The following is a 16184-nucleotide window of genomic DNA, read 5'->3' on the forward strand; positions in this document are numbered from 1 at the left end:
ATAGCAAGTGAAAAATTCCCACGCTGCCATGAAAAAAGCAAAATGCCGCAGTGCGGCGAAATATTAATCGATTCGTAACGAAGCCCGCTTCACCCGTCGTCAGAAGGCCATTTTTCGTAGAACAAACTGGCCTCGATGGCCCGCGAAAGCGCGTTGGAATCACCGTTCGACGATAAAGCCGGCAAAAGAAGCCGGGGCAGCGAAACGCCTTCGAATTCCCATGTCTCGCCGCTCGGATAGCGTTCCGCCTCGTCACGATCCACAAGCCTGACGACGAGATAAAGCGGCGCCGCCTCCACGAAAGCCACCTTGAAAAGCCCCGCGCCGCGAATCTCCACGCCACCGGCGAGGGCTGCGGGAACACTGGCGACGAGCCTGCCGTCTTCCACATGAAGCAATGTGCGGTCGTCGGCAACCAGCGATGCCGCCTCGCCGCGCAGGAGCGCTCTTTCGACAAGCGTCAGCGCAAGCTCCGTCTTGCCCGCGCCCGAGCGTCCAAGGATCATGACGCCGCGACCCCGCACCTGAAGCGTCGTCGCGTGAAGTCCGCTTTTTTCCTCATCCGGCGTCATGCGCTTGCCGGCAGATCGACGATGAAACGCGCGCCCCTGAACTGGTCGGGCTTTGCGGGATCGACGATGTTTTCAGCCGTCAGCGTGCCGCCATGCGCCTCGATAATCTGGCGGCTGATCGAAAGCCCCAGACCGGAATTCTGTCCGAAAGCCTCGGATGCCGGGCGATCCGTATAGAAGCGCTCGAAGATGCGCTCGATATTTTCGATCGGAATGCCGGGGCCGTTATCCTCGACCAGCACGCGCAGGCGGCTGCCTTCGCCGGAAAGCGTCACCACGATGCGGCCCGTATCGTCGGGGACGAAGGAACGGGCATTCTCGATGAGGTTGCTCACCACCTGGCCGAGACGCAGGTCGTGACCGGCAACATAAAAACCCTTCTTTCCGGCTGGCAGCTTGCCGGTATTGAAGACGATCTCCGTCCCGACCTTGTTGCGGCGCACTTCGCGCGCTGCCGTGACGAGATTGGTCAGGAGCGTCTTCATGTCCACGCGGTCGATATGTTCGCGCGCAAGCTCCGCATCCAGACGCGAGGCATCGGAAATATCGGTGATCAGGCGGTCGAGACGACGAACGTCGTGCTGGATGATGTCGAGAAGCCGTTTGCGCGATTCCTCGGTCTTGGCCAGCGGCAGCGTTTCGACGGCGCTGCGCAGCGAGGTGAGGGGGTTCTTCAACTCGTGGCTGACATCGGCGGCAAAGCTTTCGATAGCCTCGATACGAGTATAAAGCGAATCGGTCATCTCGCGGATGGACGTGGAAAGATGGCCGACTTCATCCTGACGTTCCGAGAAATCGGGAATTTCGACGCGGCTTTTCACGCCGTGACGCACGCGGTCGGCGGCGGCGGAAAGCTTGCGGAGCGGGCTTGCAATCGTCGATGCGAGGAAAAGCGACAGGATGACCATGACGAGCGACACGACGCCGAACACGCGGAAAACCGCCATGCGTTCGGCCTGCACGATCTTGTCGATATCGTCGCCCTCGGTGGAAAGCAGGAGGACGCCCAGGATTGCGCGCGAACGCTGGATCGGCACGGCCACGGAGACGACCAGCTCGCCCTTTTCGTTGCGCCGCTGCGCCGTTTGCGGCGAACCGGCCAGCGCCTTGACGATTTCCGGATAGGCAAGGCCGTTGCCGCCCGGCTGTTCCTGATAGACCGGCAGGCCACCGCCGTAGAACAGGTGTGAAATCCATGTTCCGGCACGTTCCCAGATGGAAGGGGTCTCTTCCTCGATCGGCGGCAGGTCATAGCGCAGCACCGGTCCCGCCGAAGGGAAGCTCGGCGAATAGAGCGCGCGCGAATCGAGCAGCATGTTGGCATAGCGATCATAGATGCGCGCCCGCGTGCTCGTGGGCGAGATCAGCCGGCGCAGCAACGGGGAGACCTTTTCCGGATTGATGGGAAATTCCCAGTTATCCGGGGAATCCGGCGAGGGCGTCAGGCTTTGCCCGGCCTGCAGTTCCAGAAGCTTTTCCGGGTCGATCATCAGCGAATTGGTGTCGACCGTCGCCGAAGCCGAGATTGCGCCTGCGATGATCTTGCCCTGCGTGAGCAGGCTTTCGATCTTCGCGTCGATCAGTCCCTCGCGGAACTGATTCATATAAAGAATGCCGGAAACGAGAACCGCCAGCGCCGCGAGATTGAGAAACAGGATGCGGCGCGTCAGGCTCGAGAACAGATACTGGCCGAGAAACTTGCGCAGGGGCGCAAAGAAGCGACGCCAGAACACCGAGCGCTGCCGCCGGGCCCTGCGTTCGCGCAAATCCGATTTCTGGCCGACGAGGCCGTCGTTCCGGGTTTCTGCGACCATGTCGCCTGTCTGCTCTCATTAAGCTATCGCCAGGCCTCGCGGACTGGCGATATGCAATTATCTATCAGGCCTCGCGGAAGCGATAGCCGACGCCATAGAGCGTTTCGATCATTTCGAAATCGTCGTCAACCGCCTTGAACTTCTTGCGCAGGCGCTTGATATGGCTGTCGATGGTACGGTCATCCACATAGACCTGCTCATCATAGGCCGCATCCATGAGGGCGTCACGGCTTTTCACCACACCCGGACGCTGCGCCAGCGAATGAAGGATCAGGAATTCGGTGACCGTCAGCGTGACCGGTTCGCCCTTCCAGGTGCAGGTGTGGCGTTCCTGATCCATGACCAGCTGGCCGCGTTCAAGCGACTTCGCCTGCTGCCCGGTCGGCTTGGCCGTGCCGTCGCGTGCGGCAACCCGGCGAAGCACCGCCTTGACGCGCTCCACCAGAAGACGCTGCGAGAACGGCTTGGTGATGAAATCGTCCGCGCCCATCTTGAGGCCGAAAAGCTCGTCGATCTCGTCGTCCTTGGAGGTCAGAAAGATGACGGGAAGGTCGGATTTCTGGCGCAGGCGGCGCAGAAGCTCCATGCCGTCCATGCGCGGCATCTTGATATCGAAGATCGCAAGATTGGGCGGACGCGCCATCAGACCATCCAGCGCGGATGCGCCATCGGTGTAGGTTTCAACCCGATAGCCTTCCGATTCCAGCGCAATGGACACGGAGGTCAGGATGTTGCGGTCGTCGTCGACCAGCGCAATTGTCTGCGTTGCCGAGGCTTCCTTCATGCGAACCTTTCTCCTTCAACTAAGCCGACCGGTATCTCCAGCCGGTGACGTCTGACGTTTTTCGTCTTTCGGCCGCCAGAAACTGGCGGATTCCTGGATCGAACGTCCGGTTCGGCGTCGATACTAGTATAATGCGCCTGCTTGTGCAGTACAAATTAGGTACAAAATGTGGCGGCGCCCCAAGAAGCAGTGGAACTGCGTCTCACCGAATCGCCGTTTGGTTAATGGCCGCAGGACTGACATTCCCGGAATCGAACGGCTCATAACACACAGGTTAACCGATTTAAAAAAATTTCAAAAATTTTAAATCGATTAAATATTTGAATTGCCACGATTAATCTGTTTCTGACTGCCATCCTCTGTTTTGCGTTCATTCTGGTGACGCGAAAAGAGACCGATCAATTGTCAAACCACGGCGGAGACATCATGAGAGAGACCGGCATTCACAACACGGCCGCTTCCATTGCCACTTCAGGACTGAAGGAACTCTCCGCAGTCTTTTACAATCTTGGGCCAGCGCGTCTTTATGAGGAAACCGTCCGCCGGGCCGAAGCCGAACTGTCGGCGCAGGGTGCGCTCGTCGCACGCACCGGCCAGCACACGGGCCGCTCGCCGAAGGACAAGTTCGTCGTGCGCGACGCCGACACCGAAGATCACGTCTGGTGGGACAACAACAAGGCGATGAGCCGCGAGGCCTTCGACCTGCTTCATGCCGATTTCATCGAACATGCGAAGGGCAAGGAGCTGTTCGTTCAGGATCTGATCGGCGGCGCCGATGCCGACAACAAGATCAATGCCCGCGTCATTACCGAATATGCCTGGCATTCGCTGTTCATCCGCAATCTTCTGATCCGCCCCGAGCAGGAAGCGCTTGCTTTCTACGTGCCGGAAATGACGATCATCGACCTGCCGTCCTTCAAGGCCGATCCGGAACGCTATGGCGTGCGCACCGAAACGGTGATCGCGGTCGACCTGACCCGCAGGATCGTCCTGATCGGCGGCACCTCCTATGCCGGCGAAATGAAGAAGTCGGTCTTCACCGCACTCAACTACATCCTGCCTGCCAAGGGCGTCATGCCGATGCACTGCTCGGCCAATGAAGGCCCGAACGGCGACACGGCCGTCTTCTTCGGCCTGTCCGGCACCGGCAAGACCACGCTTTCCGCCGACCCGACCCGCACGCTGATCGGCGATGACGAGCACGGCTGGGGCGAACACGGCATCTTCAACTTCGAAGGCGGCTGCTACGCCAAGACCATCCGCCTGTCCGCCGAAGCGGAGCCGGAAATCTATGCGACCACGCAGCGTTTCGGCACGGTTCTGGAAAACGTCGTTCTCGACGAACACCGCCAGCCGGATTTCGACGATGGCTCGCTGACCGAAAACACCCGTTGCGCCTATCCGCTCGACTTCATTCCGAACGCATCGAAGACGGGCAAGGGCGGCCAGCCGAAGAACATCATCATGCTTACCGCCGATGCCTTCGGCGTGATGCCGCCCATCGCCAAGCTGACCCCGGCACAGGCCATGTACCACTTCCTGTCTGGCTATACGGCCAAGGTCGCCGGCACCGAAAAGGGCGTGACCGAACCGGAAGCAACCTTCTCGACCTGCTTCGGCGCACCGTTCATGCCGCGCCATCCTTCGGAATACGGCAACCTGCTGCGCAAGCTGATCGCCGAGCACAAGGTTGATTGCTGGCTGGTCAATACCGGCTGGACAGGCGGCGCCTATGGCACCGGCAAGCGCATGCCGATCAAGGCAACCCGCGCCCTGCTTGCAGCCGCGCTCGACGGCTCGCTGAACAATGCCGAATTCCGCATCGATCCGAATTTCGGTTTCGCGGTTCCGGTCGAAGTGCCGGGCGTGGACAAATCCATCCTCGATCCGCGTTCGACCTGGGCCGACAAGGCTGCCTATGACGCGCAGGCCAGGAAGCTGGTCGACATGTTCGTCACGAATTTCGAGAAGTTCGAAAGCCATGTCGATCACGAGGTGAAGGACGCGGCTCCGGCGATCCGCATCGCCGCGGAATAGCTTTTTCTACGCATGTCTTTATCCAAAAACCGGTTTCCACTTTTTGGAGACATGCTTTTACCATCCTGAGGAGGAGGGAGAGCCCGGCTGAAAGGCCGGGTTTTTCTTTTGTATAAGGGATACAAAGCGGTATATCTCCTCGTCATGGAAGAGAACCGGAACATCATCCGCATCACCAATCGCCTGACGATCCGTGAAGACGATCTGGAGGAAAGTTTTATCCGTGCCTCCGGTCCCGGCGGCCAGAACGTCAACAAGGTTTCCACCGCCGTGCAGCTGCGGTTTCATGCCGCCCGCTCCGGCCTGCCGGAGGATATCCTGTCGCGGCTGTTCAAGCTCGCCGGACAGAAGGGCACCAAGGACGGCGATATCCTGATCGAAGCCAATCGTTTCCGCACCCAGGAGCGCAACCGCGAGGACGCCCGCGAACGGCTGATCGTGCTTATTGCCAAGGCAGCCGAACCACCGCCGCCGCCGCGCAAGAAGACCAGACCGACAAAAGGCTCCATCGAACGCCGCCTCAAGGCCAAATCCGGACGATCCGACATCAAGAAGGGCCGCGGAAAGGTTTCCTTCGACTAAATATCCAGACTGTGGGAACAGATGACATGACGATCAATTATCGCGAGCTTGAAACCAGCCACGGCAGAATTGCCATTCGTGAAAGCGCGGGCGAGGGGATGCCGCTTCTGATGATTCACGGCAATTCCAGCGCAGGCGCAATCTTCGCGCCCCAGCTTGAAGGCGAGATTGGCCGGAACTGGCGGATAATCGCGCCGGACCTGCCGGGCCATGGCCGGTCCGGCGATGCGCTCGATCCGGACCGCAGCTATTCCATGGAAGGCTATGCCGACGCCATGACGGAGGTTCTCGAAAAACTCGGCATATCCGAGGCGGTCGTCTTCGGCTGGTCGCTCGGCGGCCATATCGGCATCGAGATGATCTCGCGCTTTCCCGGCATGCGCGGCCTGATGATCACCGGCACGCCGCCCGTGGCGCGGGAGGAAGTGGGGCAGGGGTTCAAGAGCGGTCCCGACATGGCGCTGGCCGGGCAGGAAGTCTTTTCCGCCCGCGATGTCGAATCCTATGCGCGCAGCACCTGCGGCGAACCGTTCGAAGAGGGGTTGCTCGATATTGTCGCCCGCACGGATGGGCGCGCGCGGCGCATCATGTTCGAGAAGTTCGCAGCCGGGACCGGCGGAAACCAGCGCGATATCGTTGCCGCGGCGACGCTTCCCATAGCTGTGGTCAACGGGCGCGACGAGCCTTTCGTCGAACTGGATTTCGTCTCGAAAGTCCGGTTCGGCAATCTGTGGGAAGGCAAGGCCCACATCATCGACGGGGCGGGGCATGCGCCCTTCCGCGAGACACCAGCCGTCTTCGATGCTTATCTTGAGCGCTTCATGCGCGACTGCACCGCCTGACCCGCTGCGTTCCACCAAAAGAAAAGGGCCGGAAACCGGCCCTTTTTCATATCTTCCTGAGCGCGACTTCCTCGATCAGGTGATCGCTGCCCTTGCGCAGGATCAGATCGGCGCGCGGGCGCGTCGGCAGGATATTGTCCTTGAGGTTCTTCAGGTTGATATTGTTCCACAGCCCTTCGCCGATGGAACGCGCCGCATCTTCGGAAAGCTGCGAATAACGATGGAAGAAGGATTCCGGATTGACGAAGGCGGTCTCCCGCAGCCGCATGAAGCGGTCGATATACCATTTGTGGATCAGTTCCGATTCCGCATCGATATAGATGGAGAAATCGAAGAAATCCGACACGAAGGGCACCATCTTGCCGTCTTCCGGCAGATCGCGCACCTGCAGCACATTGATGCCTTCAAAGATCAGGATATCCGGCTTGTCGACGAGCTGATATTCGCCCTGCAAGACGTCGTAGCTCAGATGCGAATAGAGTGGGGCGCGCACCTGGCTCATGCCGGCCTTGATCGCCGACAGGAAGCGCAAGACCGCGCCGACATCGTAGCTTTCGGGAAAGCCCTTGCGCTCCATCATGTTCTGCTCGCGCAGGACCGCATTGGGATAAAGAAAACCGTCGGTCGTCACGAGGTCGACCTTCGGGCTCGACGGCCAGCGGGCAAGAAGCTCTTTCAGGATACGTGCGGTCGTGGATTTCCCGACCGCGACCGAACCGGCAATGCCGATGATGAACGGCGTCTTGAACGACTCCTCCATGTTGAGGAACTGCTTGCGCTGCTCGAACAGAAGCTGGCTCGCCTCCACATGCGCCGACAGCAAGCGCGACAGCGACAGATAGATGCGCCGCACCTCATCGAGATCGATGGGGTCGCCCAGCGAACGCAGCCGCTTGACCTCGTCATAAGTCAGGGTAAGGGGCGTATCGGCGCGAAAGCCCGCCCATTCCTCAGCCGAAAAGAAACGGTAAGGCGAGTAACGCGACGGCGTTAGCTGATCCACTTTTTCCCACATATTGTCGCTGCTCTCCCTCAACGCCAATCCTGCACTAGCAGCTTCCGGTCCAATTTGCATTCAGGCTTTCGGACGACCGGCTTTTTCTTCAAGGCCGGTCTGCGCCGTGCGGCGTTGCAACTCCTGAAGCACCTCATCAAGCGAAACGCCTGCAACCCTCAGAACCACCAGCAGGTGATAAAGCAGGTCGGCGCTTTCCGTCACCACCTCTGCCCGGTTGCCTTCAACGGCGGCGATGACCGTTTCCACGGCTTCCTCGCCAAGTTTTTTCGCCGCCCGCGACTGGCCCCTGGCCACCAGGCTTGCCGTATAGGACGAGCCGTCCGTCACGCTGGCACGTTCCGCGACGATCCGTTCAAGGTCGGAAAGAGTGAACTGGCTCATTGTGGTATTTCCTGTATTGTTCAGCGAACCGGATCAAGCCGCATCGGAATGCCAGCTTCGGCCATATAGCGCTTGGCCTCGCCAATCGTATAGGTGCCGAAGTGGAAGATGGATGCTGCGAGAACTGCCGTCGCGTGTCCGTCGCGAATGCCCGCAACCATGTGATCGAGATTTCCGACACCGCCCGATGCAATGACCGGAACGCGCACGCTGTCGGCCACGGCCCGCGTCAGGGCCACATCGTAACCGGCCTTGGTGCCGTCGCGATCCATCGAGGTCAGCAGGATTTCGCCAGCACCGAGGCTCACCACCTTCTGCGCGAATTCCACCGCATCGATGCCTGTCGTCTGGCGTCCGCCATGGGTGAATATTTCCCAACGGTCGGCCTCGCCGTCGCCGGACACCTTCTTGGCGTCGATGGCCACGACGATGCACTGGTCGCCGAACTTGTCGGCAGCTTCGGCAACGAATTCCGGGTTCTTGACCGCAGCCGTATTGATCGAAACCTTGTCGGCACCGGCCAGAAGCAGCTTGCGAATGTCGGCCACCTGACGCACGCCGCCGCCAACGGTGAGCGGCATGAAGCACTGTTCTGCCGTGCGGGCCACCACGTCGAAAATTGTCTCGCGATTGTCCGAAGACGCCGTGATGTCGAGGAAGCACAGTTCGTCCGCGCCCGCCGCATCATAGGCGCGGGCAGCTTCCACCGGATCACCGGCATCGATCAGATCGACAAAGTTGACGCCCTTGACGACGCGTCCGTCCTTCACATCGAGGCACGGTATCACTCTTGCTTTCAGCATGGTTGTCCTCGATCTGCCGCGTCTCTTTTCAGTTTTGCCTGTCCTCGCGGTCCGGCCTTTGCCGGACTGTTCGCTGCGGGCAGGCGGGAGCGGCCGTCTTTAACATCGAGGCAAGGAATTACGCGTGCTTTCAAGGTCATGCTGTGGCCCTCAGTACAGACAAGGCTTCCGCCGGATCGATGCGACCATCGTAAAGCGCGCGACCGGAAATCGCGCCTTCCAGCTTGCGGGCATCAGGAGCGGCAAGACGTTTGATGTCATCCATCGAGGCGAGGCCGCCCGATGCGATCACCGGGATGGAAACGCTGTCCGCGAGCGCAAGCGTCGAATCCCAGTTGATACCGGCCAGAACGCCGTCGCGGTCGATATCGGTATAGATGATGGCGGCAACGCCTGCGCCTTCAAACTTCTTCGCCAGTTCGATCACGCCGAGCTCGGAAGCTTCCGCCCAGCCCTCGACGGCGACATAGCCGCCCTTGGCGTCGATGCCGACGGCGACCTGACCCGGGAACGCCTTGCAGGCCTCGATCACCAGCGCCGGATCGCGCACGGCAACCGTGCCGAGGATGACACGGCGCAGTCCCTTGGAAAGCCAGTTCTCGATATGCTGGAGCGTGCGGATGCCGCCGCCGAGCTGCACCGGGTTTTTGGTGGCTTTCAGGATTGCTTCCACAGCCTTGCCATTGACGCTTTCGCCAGCAAAGGCACCGTTGAGATCGACCACATGCAGCCATTCAAAACCCTGATCCTCGAAGGCCCTGGCCTGTGCTGCCGGGTCTTCGTTGTAAACGGTGGCCTGATCCATGTCGCCAAGCTTCAGGCGCACGCATTGACCGTCTTTCAAATCGATGGCGGGAAAAAGGATCATGGTCTCAGGGCTTCCATTTCAGGAAATTGGCGATGAGCGAAAGGCCGAGCAGCTGGCTCTTTTCAGGATGGAACTGGGTTCCCACCATATTGTCGCGCCCGACCGCCGCGGTGACATCGCCGCCGTAATCGGTGACTGCCAGAATGTCGGACCTGTTCTTCGCATCGAACATATAGGAATGCACGAAATAGGCGTGCAATCCGTTCTCGCCGGTCTCGATTCCCTCGAAGATCGGATGGGAATGTTTCACGTGAATCCTGTTCCAGCCGATCTGCGGAATCTTCAGCGCCGGGTCGGATGGCGTCATTTCGCGCACATCGCCCGCGATCCAGCCCAGCCCCTCGGTGACTTCCTTTTCAAGCCCGCGCTCGGACATGAGCTGCATGCCCACGCAGATGCCGAGGAAGGGATGCGCCTTTTTCAGCACGACATCTTCCAGCGCATCCACCATGCCCGGCACCGCATGGAGGCCGCGACGGCAGTCGGCATAGGCGCCAACACCCGGCAGCACGATGCGGTCAGCCGACGCCACACGTTCGGCATCCGCCGTCAATTCGATCTGCGCCGCGATACCGCTCTCAAGTGCTGCACGCTCAAAAGCCTTGGTGGCCGAGCGCAGATTGCCGGAGCCGTAATCGATGATTGCAACACGCATTTTCAGTTTTCTCCGCGATGGCCGACAAACCCGATGGTCGAGCCAAATGAGGAATAGGCGGGACGAGGAGGCTGCTGCGCCCAGTGAGGGGCAGGCTGAGGGCCAGGCTTGTCCGCAAGGTCCGCAACCGGCTGGCCCGCATCTTGGAGGCGATAGAAATAGCGGATTTCCGCTTCTTCCAGATCGGACGCATCGATGACCGCCTTTTCGACGAAACCCCGCCGCCGCAGCCGGGCGATCTTCCAGTTGGCGCCTTCCAGCGCGACGAAGAGCGACATCAGCAAGGTCAGAACCGGCACCGCGCCTTCGATACCGAAATGGGTCGCGACAAGCCCGAGCAGGATCGTGACGCCCAACACGGCAAAGGCTTCGAACCACAGACGCTGCGCCAGCAGCCAAACAAAGGGGAGGACCAGCGCCCATATATGGAATCCATCGCGCACGAACACGGCTTGCTCAGGGTTTTGAGTATCTTCCGGTTCAAGAACGACGAATTGCGCCATGGCTTACCCTTTCAGTGAACCCTTTGTGGAGGGAATTGCATCCTTCTGGCGCGGATCGGTTTCGAGCGCCATGCGCAGAACCCGGGCCACGGCCTTGAAGATCGATTCCGCGATATGGTGGTTGTTGGCACCATAATGATTGTTGATATGCAGCGTGATGCCTGCGTTCATCGCGAAAGCCTGGAAGAACTCGCGCACCAGTTCGGTGTCGAATGCACCGATCTTGGAGGTCGTGAAATTGACATTCCAGACCAGGAAGGCGCGTCCCGACACGTCGACGGCAGCGCCGGTCAGCGTATCGTCCATGGCGAGGTCCATCGAGGCATAGCGCACAATGCCGCGACGCTCGCCGAGCGCCTTGGCGATAGCCTGGCCGAGCGCGATGCCGGTGTCCTCGACCGTATGGTGATCATCGATATGCAGGTCGCCCTTGGCCATCACGCGCATATCGATCAGCGAATGTCGGGAAAGCTGCTCCAGCATATGATCGAAGAAGCCGACACCGGTGGTGATGTCGAACTTGCCGACGCCATCCAGATCGACGGAAACGGCGATGCTCGTTTCCTTCGTGGAGCGTTCGATGCTTGCCTTGCGGGTGCTTTCAGCAGTCATAAGCTTTCCTCATTACATAGCTTGGAGGCGTTCTAGAACAGCTTGCCCACTTTGCCAATTCCTTTTGCCGGTCAGGCAAGCTGCAATTCGGCATTTGCAATTCATCGATACGTTCTTAAATATTCTCACCGAAGCACGATTCATCCGCCGATGGCTGACGGAGCCTGTTTCCCAACAGAGCGCATCCCGAAAAGTGCGAAGCGGTTTTCGGAACAGGATGCGCGTTAAAAACAGTTAGAGCATTTCCGATGATTCAAGCGAACAGGAAATGCTCTAGATCAAGGGGCATCTGCAATTGCCTTCCGGGATTGCCTGTGCCGCCAAAGGAGCATCCATGATCGAACATCATCCCACGACAATTTACGGCACGACCATCGTTACCGTTCGCAAGGGCGGCAAGGTCGTCATCGCCGGTGACGGACAGGTTTCGCTCGGCAATACCGTCATGAAGGGCAATGCGCGCAAGGTTCGCCGTATCGGCAAGGGCAATGTGATTGCAGGTTTCGCCGGAGCCACCGCCGACGCCTTCACCCTTCTGGAACGGCTCGAAGCCAAGCTCGAGCAATATCCCGACCAGCTCATGCGCGCTTCGGTGGAACTGGCCAAGGACTGGCGCACCGACCGCTACCTGCGCAAGCTGGAAGCCATGATGCTGGTTGCCGACAGCAAGGTGACGCTGGCGCTCACCGGCACCGGCGACGTGCTTGAACCCGAACATGGCGTGATGGCCATCGGTTCGGGCGGCAATTATGCGCTCGCCGCCGCACGCGCGCTCGTCGATACGGACAAGTCAGCCGAGGAAATCGCCCGCAAGGCGATGGAGATCGCAGCCGATATCTGCATCTACACCAACCACAACGTCATCGTGGAAAGCCTGGACGCAGAATGAGCTCGCTCGCGCAGGCCTCGAAACCGAGTGCGCAACGCTGGGGGCTGGGCGCCCTGATCGTTCTCGCCATACTCGCGGTCCAGGCCTTCTGGCTTCACCTCGACGGGCGGATCGCCATGTGCGAATGCGGGACCATAAAATTATGGTCTGGTTCGCTGATGTCCGAAAACTCGCAGCATATATCCGACTGGTATACGCTGTCGCACATCATCCATGGCTTCCTGTTCTACTGGCTTTTCACGATCATCGCCCCCAAAGCCCCGCTCGGCCTGAGGCTTGCAGCGGCGGTCGGCATCGAAGCCCTGTGGGAACTGGTCGAGAACTCGAGTTTCATCATCGAGCGCTATCGCGCCAATACATCCTCGGTGGACTATTTCGGCGACAGCATCGTGAATTCGGTCTCTGACACGCTTGCCGCCCTGATCGGCTTCCTGCTCGCAGCCAGACTGCCAACGAAAATAACCGTCGCCATCGCGCTGTTCTTTGAAGTTCTGGCGCTGATCGTCATCCGCGACAACCTTACGCTCAACGTGATCATGCTGCTGCATCCGTTCGAGTTCATCAAGCAGTGGCAAAGTGGGTTATAATCATGAGTAACTTCTCCCCCCGTGAAATCGTCTCGGAACTCGACCGTTTCATCATCGGCCAGAATGACGCCAAGCGCGCCGTCGCCATTGCGCTGCGCAATCGCTGGCGCCGCCAGCAGCTCGAAGGCCAGATGCGCGAAGAGGTCATGCCGAAGAACATCCTGATGATCGGACCGACCGGCGTCGGCAAGACGGAGATTTCCCGCCGTCTCGCCCGGCTCGCCGGTGCGCCTTTCGTCAAGGTGGAAGCGACCAAGTTCACCGAAGTCGGCTATGTCGGCCGTGATGTCGAGCAGATCATCCGCGATCTGGTCGAGGTTGCCATCACGCTGGTGCGCGAAAAGCGCCGCGAGGATGTGAAGGCCAAGGCGCATCTCAATGCCGAGGAACGCGTGCTGGAAGCGCTGGTCGGAAAGACCGCCAGCCCCGCGACGCGCGACAGCTTCCGCAAGAAGCTGCGCAATAACGAGCTGGACGACAAGGAAATCGAAATCGAGGTCGCCGATACCGGCTCCGGCCCAAGCTTCGAGATACCCGGCATGCCTGGCGCCAATATCGGCGTCATGAACCTCTCCGACATGCTGGGCAAGGCCATGGGCGGGCGCACCAAGACGCGCAAGACCACGGTGAAGGATTCCTATGCGATCCTGATCAACGATGAATCCGACAAGCTTCTGGATCAGGAGCAGATCGTGCAGGAAGCGCTTCGGGTCACCGAAGACGAGGGCATCGTGTTCATCGACGAGATCGACAAGATCGCCTCGCGGGAAGGCGGCATGGGGGCGGGCGTTTCACGCGAAGGCGTGCAGCGCGATCTCCTGCCGCTGGTCGAAGGCACGACGGTTGCGACCAAATACGGACCGGTGAAGACCGATCATATCTTGTTCATCGCATCCGGCGCGTTCCACGTTTCCAAGCCGTCCGACCTGCTGCCGGAATTGCAGGGCCGACTGCCCATCCGGGTGGAGTTGAACGCGCTGACCCGCGAGGACTTCCGCCGCATCCTGACGGAAACCGAAGCGAGCCTGATCAAGCAGTATATCGCCCTGATGGAGACGGAAGAGGTGAAGCTCACCTTTACCGACGACGCAATCGATGCTTTGGCCGACATCGCCGTCGACCTCAATGCAACGGTTGAAAACATCGGCGCCCGCCGGTTGCAGACGGTGATGGAACGGGTTCTGGACGAAATCTCGTTCACCGCTCCCGACAAGACCGGCGCGGTCTTCACCATCGACGCGGCCTATGTCAAAGACAAGATCGGCGGCCTTGCCAAGAATACCGATCTGTCGCGCTTCATTCTCTGACGAAGAGGCCTGTAAGTGACCGGAAAGCCACGGCTTCCGGCCACTTGTCAGGAATGCGCAAAAACCCCTCGACTTGCATCGGGGGGTTTTCTATTTTCCGGCAAATTTACCAGATCTTCACCATATCGGGGCTGTTTCCGCATAATGACCAGATCACTGAACCGCATTGCGGGCCTTTGCCTCGCCTTTATCGTAGCCAGCCAGAGCGCCCATGCGGCAACACTTGTCCCTCCCGGCAACCGCAATGCGGAACAGCCGCCGATCCCCGGAGCATCCGCCAAGCGCACGCGCGAACTGAGCACGACCTATGAGAAGAAGTATCAGAAGATCTACAGTCTGCTGAAAAAGGATGCCTCGCTGCGCTCCAAGATCCGTTCCACGGCAGCGGCCTATGGCATCGATCCGATCCATATAGTCGGCGCGATCGTCGGCGAGCATACCTATAATGTCGATGTCTATGACCGGCTGCAGACCTATTACGTCAAGGCCATGTCCTATGTGAACCAGGGCGTCAGCTTCGGCTATAATGGCGAGAGCATCGGCCAGTTCATCAAGCGCCCGGAATTTGCCGACTGCCTGAAGCACAAGGACAGCTATTCGCTGTGGTCCTGCCGTGAGAACGTCTGGAACAAGAATTTCCGCGGCAAGTCGGTCGGCGGCAACGCCTATCCCAACAACCGCTTCAGCGCGGTGTTCTTCCAGCCCTTCTATGCGGGCCAGACATTCGGCCTCGGCCAGATCAACCCGCTGACGGCCTTGCAGATGTCGGACATGGTGAACCGCGTTTCCGGCCTGCCCAAGCTCAACGCCGAGGACGGCAATGTGGTCTACAAGACGATCATGGACCCCGACCTGACGCTGCCATACATCGCGGCAACGCTGAAACAGTCGATCAACTCCTACCGGCAGATCGCCGATTTCGACATTTCGAAGAATCCGGGCCTCACCGCCACGCTCTACAATACGGGCGGCGCGGAAGCCCGGGCGCGGGCGCTGGCCAGTGAAAACGCCAGGCGCAGGGCAGACGGCCAGGAACCCGTGCTGCCGCAGGAAAACTACTATGGCTGGCTGGTCAATTCCAAGTTGGATGAGTTGCGCAGTTTATTTTAAGTGATCCTAATAATAGGACGGCGATACACTCTTTTAACAACTAGCCTTGTTTTCTGATGACCGGAAAAATGAAACCAGCTAGGTATATCCCTACAATTTATCGGGGATGGGAAGAGAGCTGCAGATGAGCCGTGTCGAACGCAATGTCAAATCAACCGCCTGGGACCGGCTCGTCCATTCTTCATCGGAGTATTTTCGCCGCAAGCGCGGCGCGCTTTTCCGCGAGGCCCTGCCGGATTTCACCTCGCTGAAGATTTGCGACGTGGGCGGCTCGCGCCATTTCTGGGAAAAGCAGGATGCCGTCAACGTGCCGAGGGACATCACGCTGGTCAACATCCGCGATGACGGCCAGGCGCGGTCCTTCAGCGGTGATTTCGGGCATATGAAGGTCGTCCTTTATGACGGCGAGCACCTGCCTTTCGAGGACAAGTCCTTCGATGTCGCCGTTTGCAATTCGGTCATCGAGCATGTGCCGCTGCATCTGCGGGCCAATCTGGTGAAGGAGGTGCAGCGCGTCTCCAACTATTTCTTCATCCAGACACCGGCCTTCGTGTTTCCCATCGAGCCGCATTTCTTCTGCCCGGCCTTGCATTGGCTTCCCCGCTCGGTGGCCAGACATGCGGTGCGCATTTCGCCCTGGCGCTTCATGTCAAAACCGACGGAAGAACATATCCGGGACTATTTCAACGAAATCCAGATCCTGACGCTCAAGGAATTCCAGGGTTACGCGCCGAACGCGAAGCTCTCGACGGAATGGTTCATGGGCATTCCCAAATCCTACACATTATACGGCCCGTCCAACCCGCAGTGACCGGGAAGG

The 16184-nt window shown here is 59.5% G+C and carries 18 protein-coding genes; 8 read left to right on the forward strand and 10 right to left on the reverse strand.

Translation table 11 applies throughout. The features are described 5' to 3' along the window. Positions 1 to 89: 89 nt before the first annotated feature. The 3 genes from ACOWVS_RS10730 to ACOWVS_RS10740 all read right to left on the reverse strand — a co-directional run bounded on the left by ACOWVS_RS10730 (position 90) and on the right by ACOWVS_RS10740 (position 3170). Positions 90 to 572, reverse strand: coding sequence for an HPr kinase/phosphorylase (locus ACOWVS_RS10730; protein ID WP_063619816.1), 483 nt, complete (start codon positions 570 to 572; stop codon positions 90 to 92). Beyond that, entirely contained in the window at positions 569 to 2386 is a 1818-nt protein-coding gene (locus ACOWVS_RS10735) for a stimulus-sensing domain-containing protein (RefSeq protein ID WP_063619815.1), read from the reverse strand. The genes ACOWVS_RS10730 and ACOWVS_RS10735 overlap by 4 nt, the downstream gene beginning before the upstream one ends. Positions 2387 to 2450: 64 nt before the next feature. Next, complete coding sequence (locus ACOWVS_RS10740) at positions 2451 to 3170, reverse strand: response regulator transcription factor (RefSeq protein WP_006468074.1); 720 nt, start codon at positions 3168 to 3170, stop codon at positions 2451 to 2453. Between the two features lie 426 nt (positions 3171 to 3596). Here ACOWVS_RS10740 and ACOWVS_RS10745 point away from each other — a divergent pair, with 426 nt between their 5' ends. The 3 genes from ACOWVS_RS10745 (at position 3597) to ACOWVS_RS10755 (ending at position 6631) form a co-directional block, all read left to right on the forward strand. Continuing rightward, on the forward strand, positions 3597 to 5207 hold the full coding sequence (locus ACOWVS_RS10745) for a phosphoenolpyruvate carboxykinase (RefSeq protein WP_063619814.1): 1611 nt from the start codon (positions 3597 to 3599) through the stop codon (positions 5205 to 5207). Positions 5208 to 5351: 144 nt separating this feature from the next. Further along, positions 5352 to 5789: an alternative ribosome rescue aminoacyl-tRNA hydrolase ArfB gene (gene arfB / locus ACOWVS_RS10750; protein WP_063620053.1), complete on the forward strand. Its 438-nt coding sequence runs from the start codon at positions 5352 to 5354 to the stop codon at positions 5787 to 5789. A 26-nt stretch (positions 5790 to 5815) separates the two neighbouring features. Next, positions 5816 to 6631 (forward strand): alpha/beta fold hydrolase, encoded by an 816-nt coding sequence (locus ACOWVS_RS10755; RefSeq protein WP_063619813.1) that lies wholly within the window; start codon positions 5816 to 5818, stop codon positions 6629 to 6631. Positions 6632 to 6677: 46 nt separating this feature from the next. Here the strand turns inward: ACOWVS_RS10755 and coaA are convergent, their stop codons facing one another. From coaA to hisB, 7 genes are all read right to left on the reverse strand, one after another. Further along, complete coding sequence (coaA, locus tag ACOWVS_RS10760) at positions 6678 to 7646, reverse strand: type I pantothenate kinase (RefSeq protein WP_021587557.1); 969 nt, start codon at positions 7644 to 7646, stop codon at positions 6678 to 6680. Between the two features lie 60 nt (positions 7647 to 7706). Further along, positions 7707 to 8030, reverse strand: a complete 324-nt coding sequence (locus ACOWVS_RS10765) for a phosphoribosyl-ATP diphosphatase (RefSeq protein ID WP_063619812.1) — start codon at positions 8028 to 8030, stop codon at positions 7707 to 7709. A gap of 20 nt (positions 8031 to 8050) precedes the next feature. After that, entirely contained in the window at positions 8051 to 8833 is a 783-nt protein-coding gene (gene hisF, locus ACOWVS_RS10770) for an imidazole glycerol phosphate synthase subunit HisF (RefSeq protein WP_006468068.1), read from the reverse strand. 136 nt (positions 8834 to 8969) lie between these two features. Next, positions 8970 to 9701, reverse strand: coding sequence for a 1-(5-phosphoribosyl)-5-[(5-phosphoribosylamino)methylideneamino]imidazole-4-carboxamide isomerase (hisA, locus tag ACOWVS_RS10775; RefSeq protein WP_021587555.1), 732 nt, complete (start codon positions 9699 to 9701; stop codon positions 8970 to 8972). Between the two features lie 4 nt (positions 9702 to 9705). Continuing rightward, complete coding sequence (gene hisH, locus ACOWVS_RS10780) at positions 9706 to 10356, reverse strand: imidazole glycerol phosphate synthase subunit HisH (protein ID WP_063619810.1); 651 nt, start codon at positions 10354 to 10356, stop codon at positions 9706 to 9708. Between the two features lie 2 nt (positions 10357 to 10358). Beyond that, positions 10359 to 10859 carry a DUF2628 domain-containing protein gene (locus ACOWVS_RS10785; protein WP_063619809.1) on the reverse strand — a complete coding sequence of 167 codons (501 nt, stop codon included), beginning with the start codon at positions 10857 to 10859 and terminating at the stop codon, positions 10359 to 10361. 3 nt (positions 10860 to 10862) lie between these two features. After that, on the reverse strand, positions 10863 to 11471 hold the full coding sequence (gene hisB / locus ACOWVS_RS10790; protein ID WP_006468063.1) for an imidazoleglycerol-phosphate dehydratase HisB: 609 nt from the start codon (positions 11469 to 11471) through the stop codon (positions 10863 to 10865). A 334-nt stretch (positions 11472 to 11805) separates the two neighbouring features. Between hisB and hslV the strand changes: the two genes are divergently transcribed. The 5 genes from hslV to ACOWVS_RS10815 all read left to right on the forward strand — a co-directional run bounded on the left by hslV (position 11806) and on the right by ACOWVS_RS10815 (position 16175). Continuing rightward, positions 11806 to 12360: an ATP-dependent protease subunit HslV gene (gene hslV, locus ACOWVS_RS10795; protein ID WP_006468061.1), complete on the forward strand. Its 555-nt coding sequence runs from the start codon at positions 11806 to 11808 to the stop codon at positions 12358 to 12360. Next, positions 12357 to 12947, forward strand: coding sequence for a DUF2585 domain-containing protein (locus ACOWVS_RS10800; RefSeq protein WP_063619808.1), 591 nt, complete (start codon positions 12357 to 12359; stop codon positions 12945 to 12947). The genes hslV and ACOWVS_RS10800 overlap by 4 nt, the downstream gene beginning before the upstream one ends. Positions 12948 to 12949: 2 nt before the next feature. After that, positions 12950 to 14254 (forward strand): ATP-dependent protease ATPase subunit HslU, encoded by a 1305-nt coding sequence (gene hslU / locus ACOWVS_RS10805; RefSeq protein ID WP_021587552.1) that lies wholly within the window; start codon positions 12950 to 12952, stop codon positions 14252 to 14254. Positions 14255 to 14398: 144 nt separating this feature from the next. Beyond that, complete coding sequence (locus tag ACOWVS_RS10810; protein WP_006468058.1) at positions 14399 to 15364, forward strand: DUF1402 family protein; 966 nt, start codon at positions 14399 to 14401, stop codon at positions 15362 to 15364. Between the two features lie 124 nt (positions 15365 to 15488). Beyond that, positions 15489 to 16175: a class I SAM-dependent methyltransferase gene (locus tag ACOWVS_RS10815; protein ID WP_063619807.1), complete on the forward strand. Its 687-nt coding sequence runs from the start codon at positions 15489 to 15491 to the stop codon at positions 16173 to 16175. Positions 16176 to 16184 lie beyond the last annotated feature (9 nt).

The sequence above is a fragment of the Brucella sp. IR068 genome (assembly GCF_049065885.1).
GTDB lineage: Bacteria > Pseudomonadota > Alphaproteobacteria > Rhizobiales > Rhizobiaceae > Brucella > Brucella intermedia.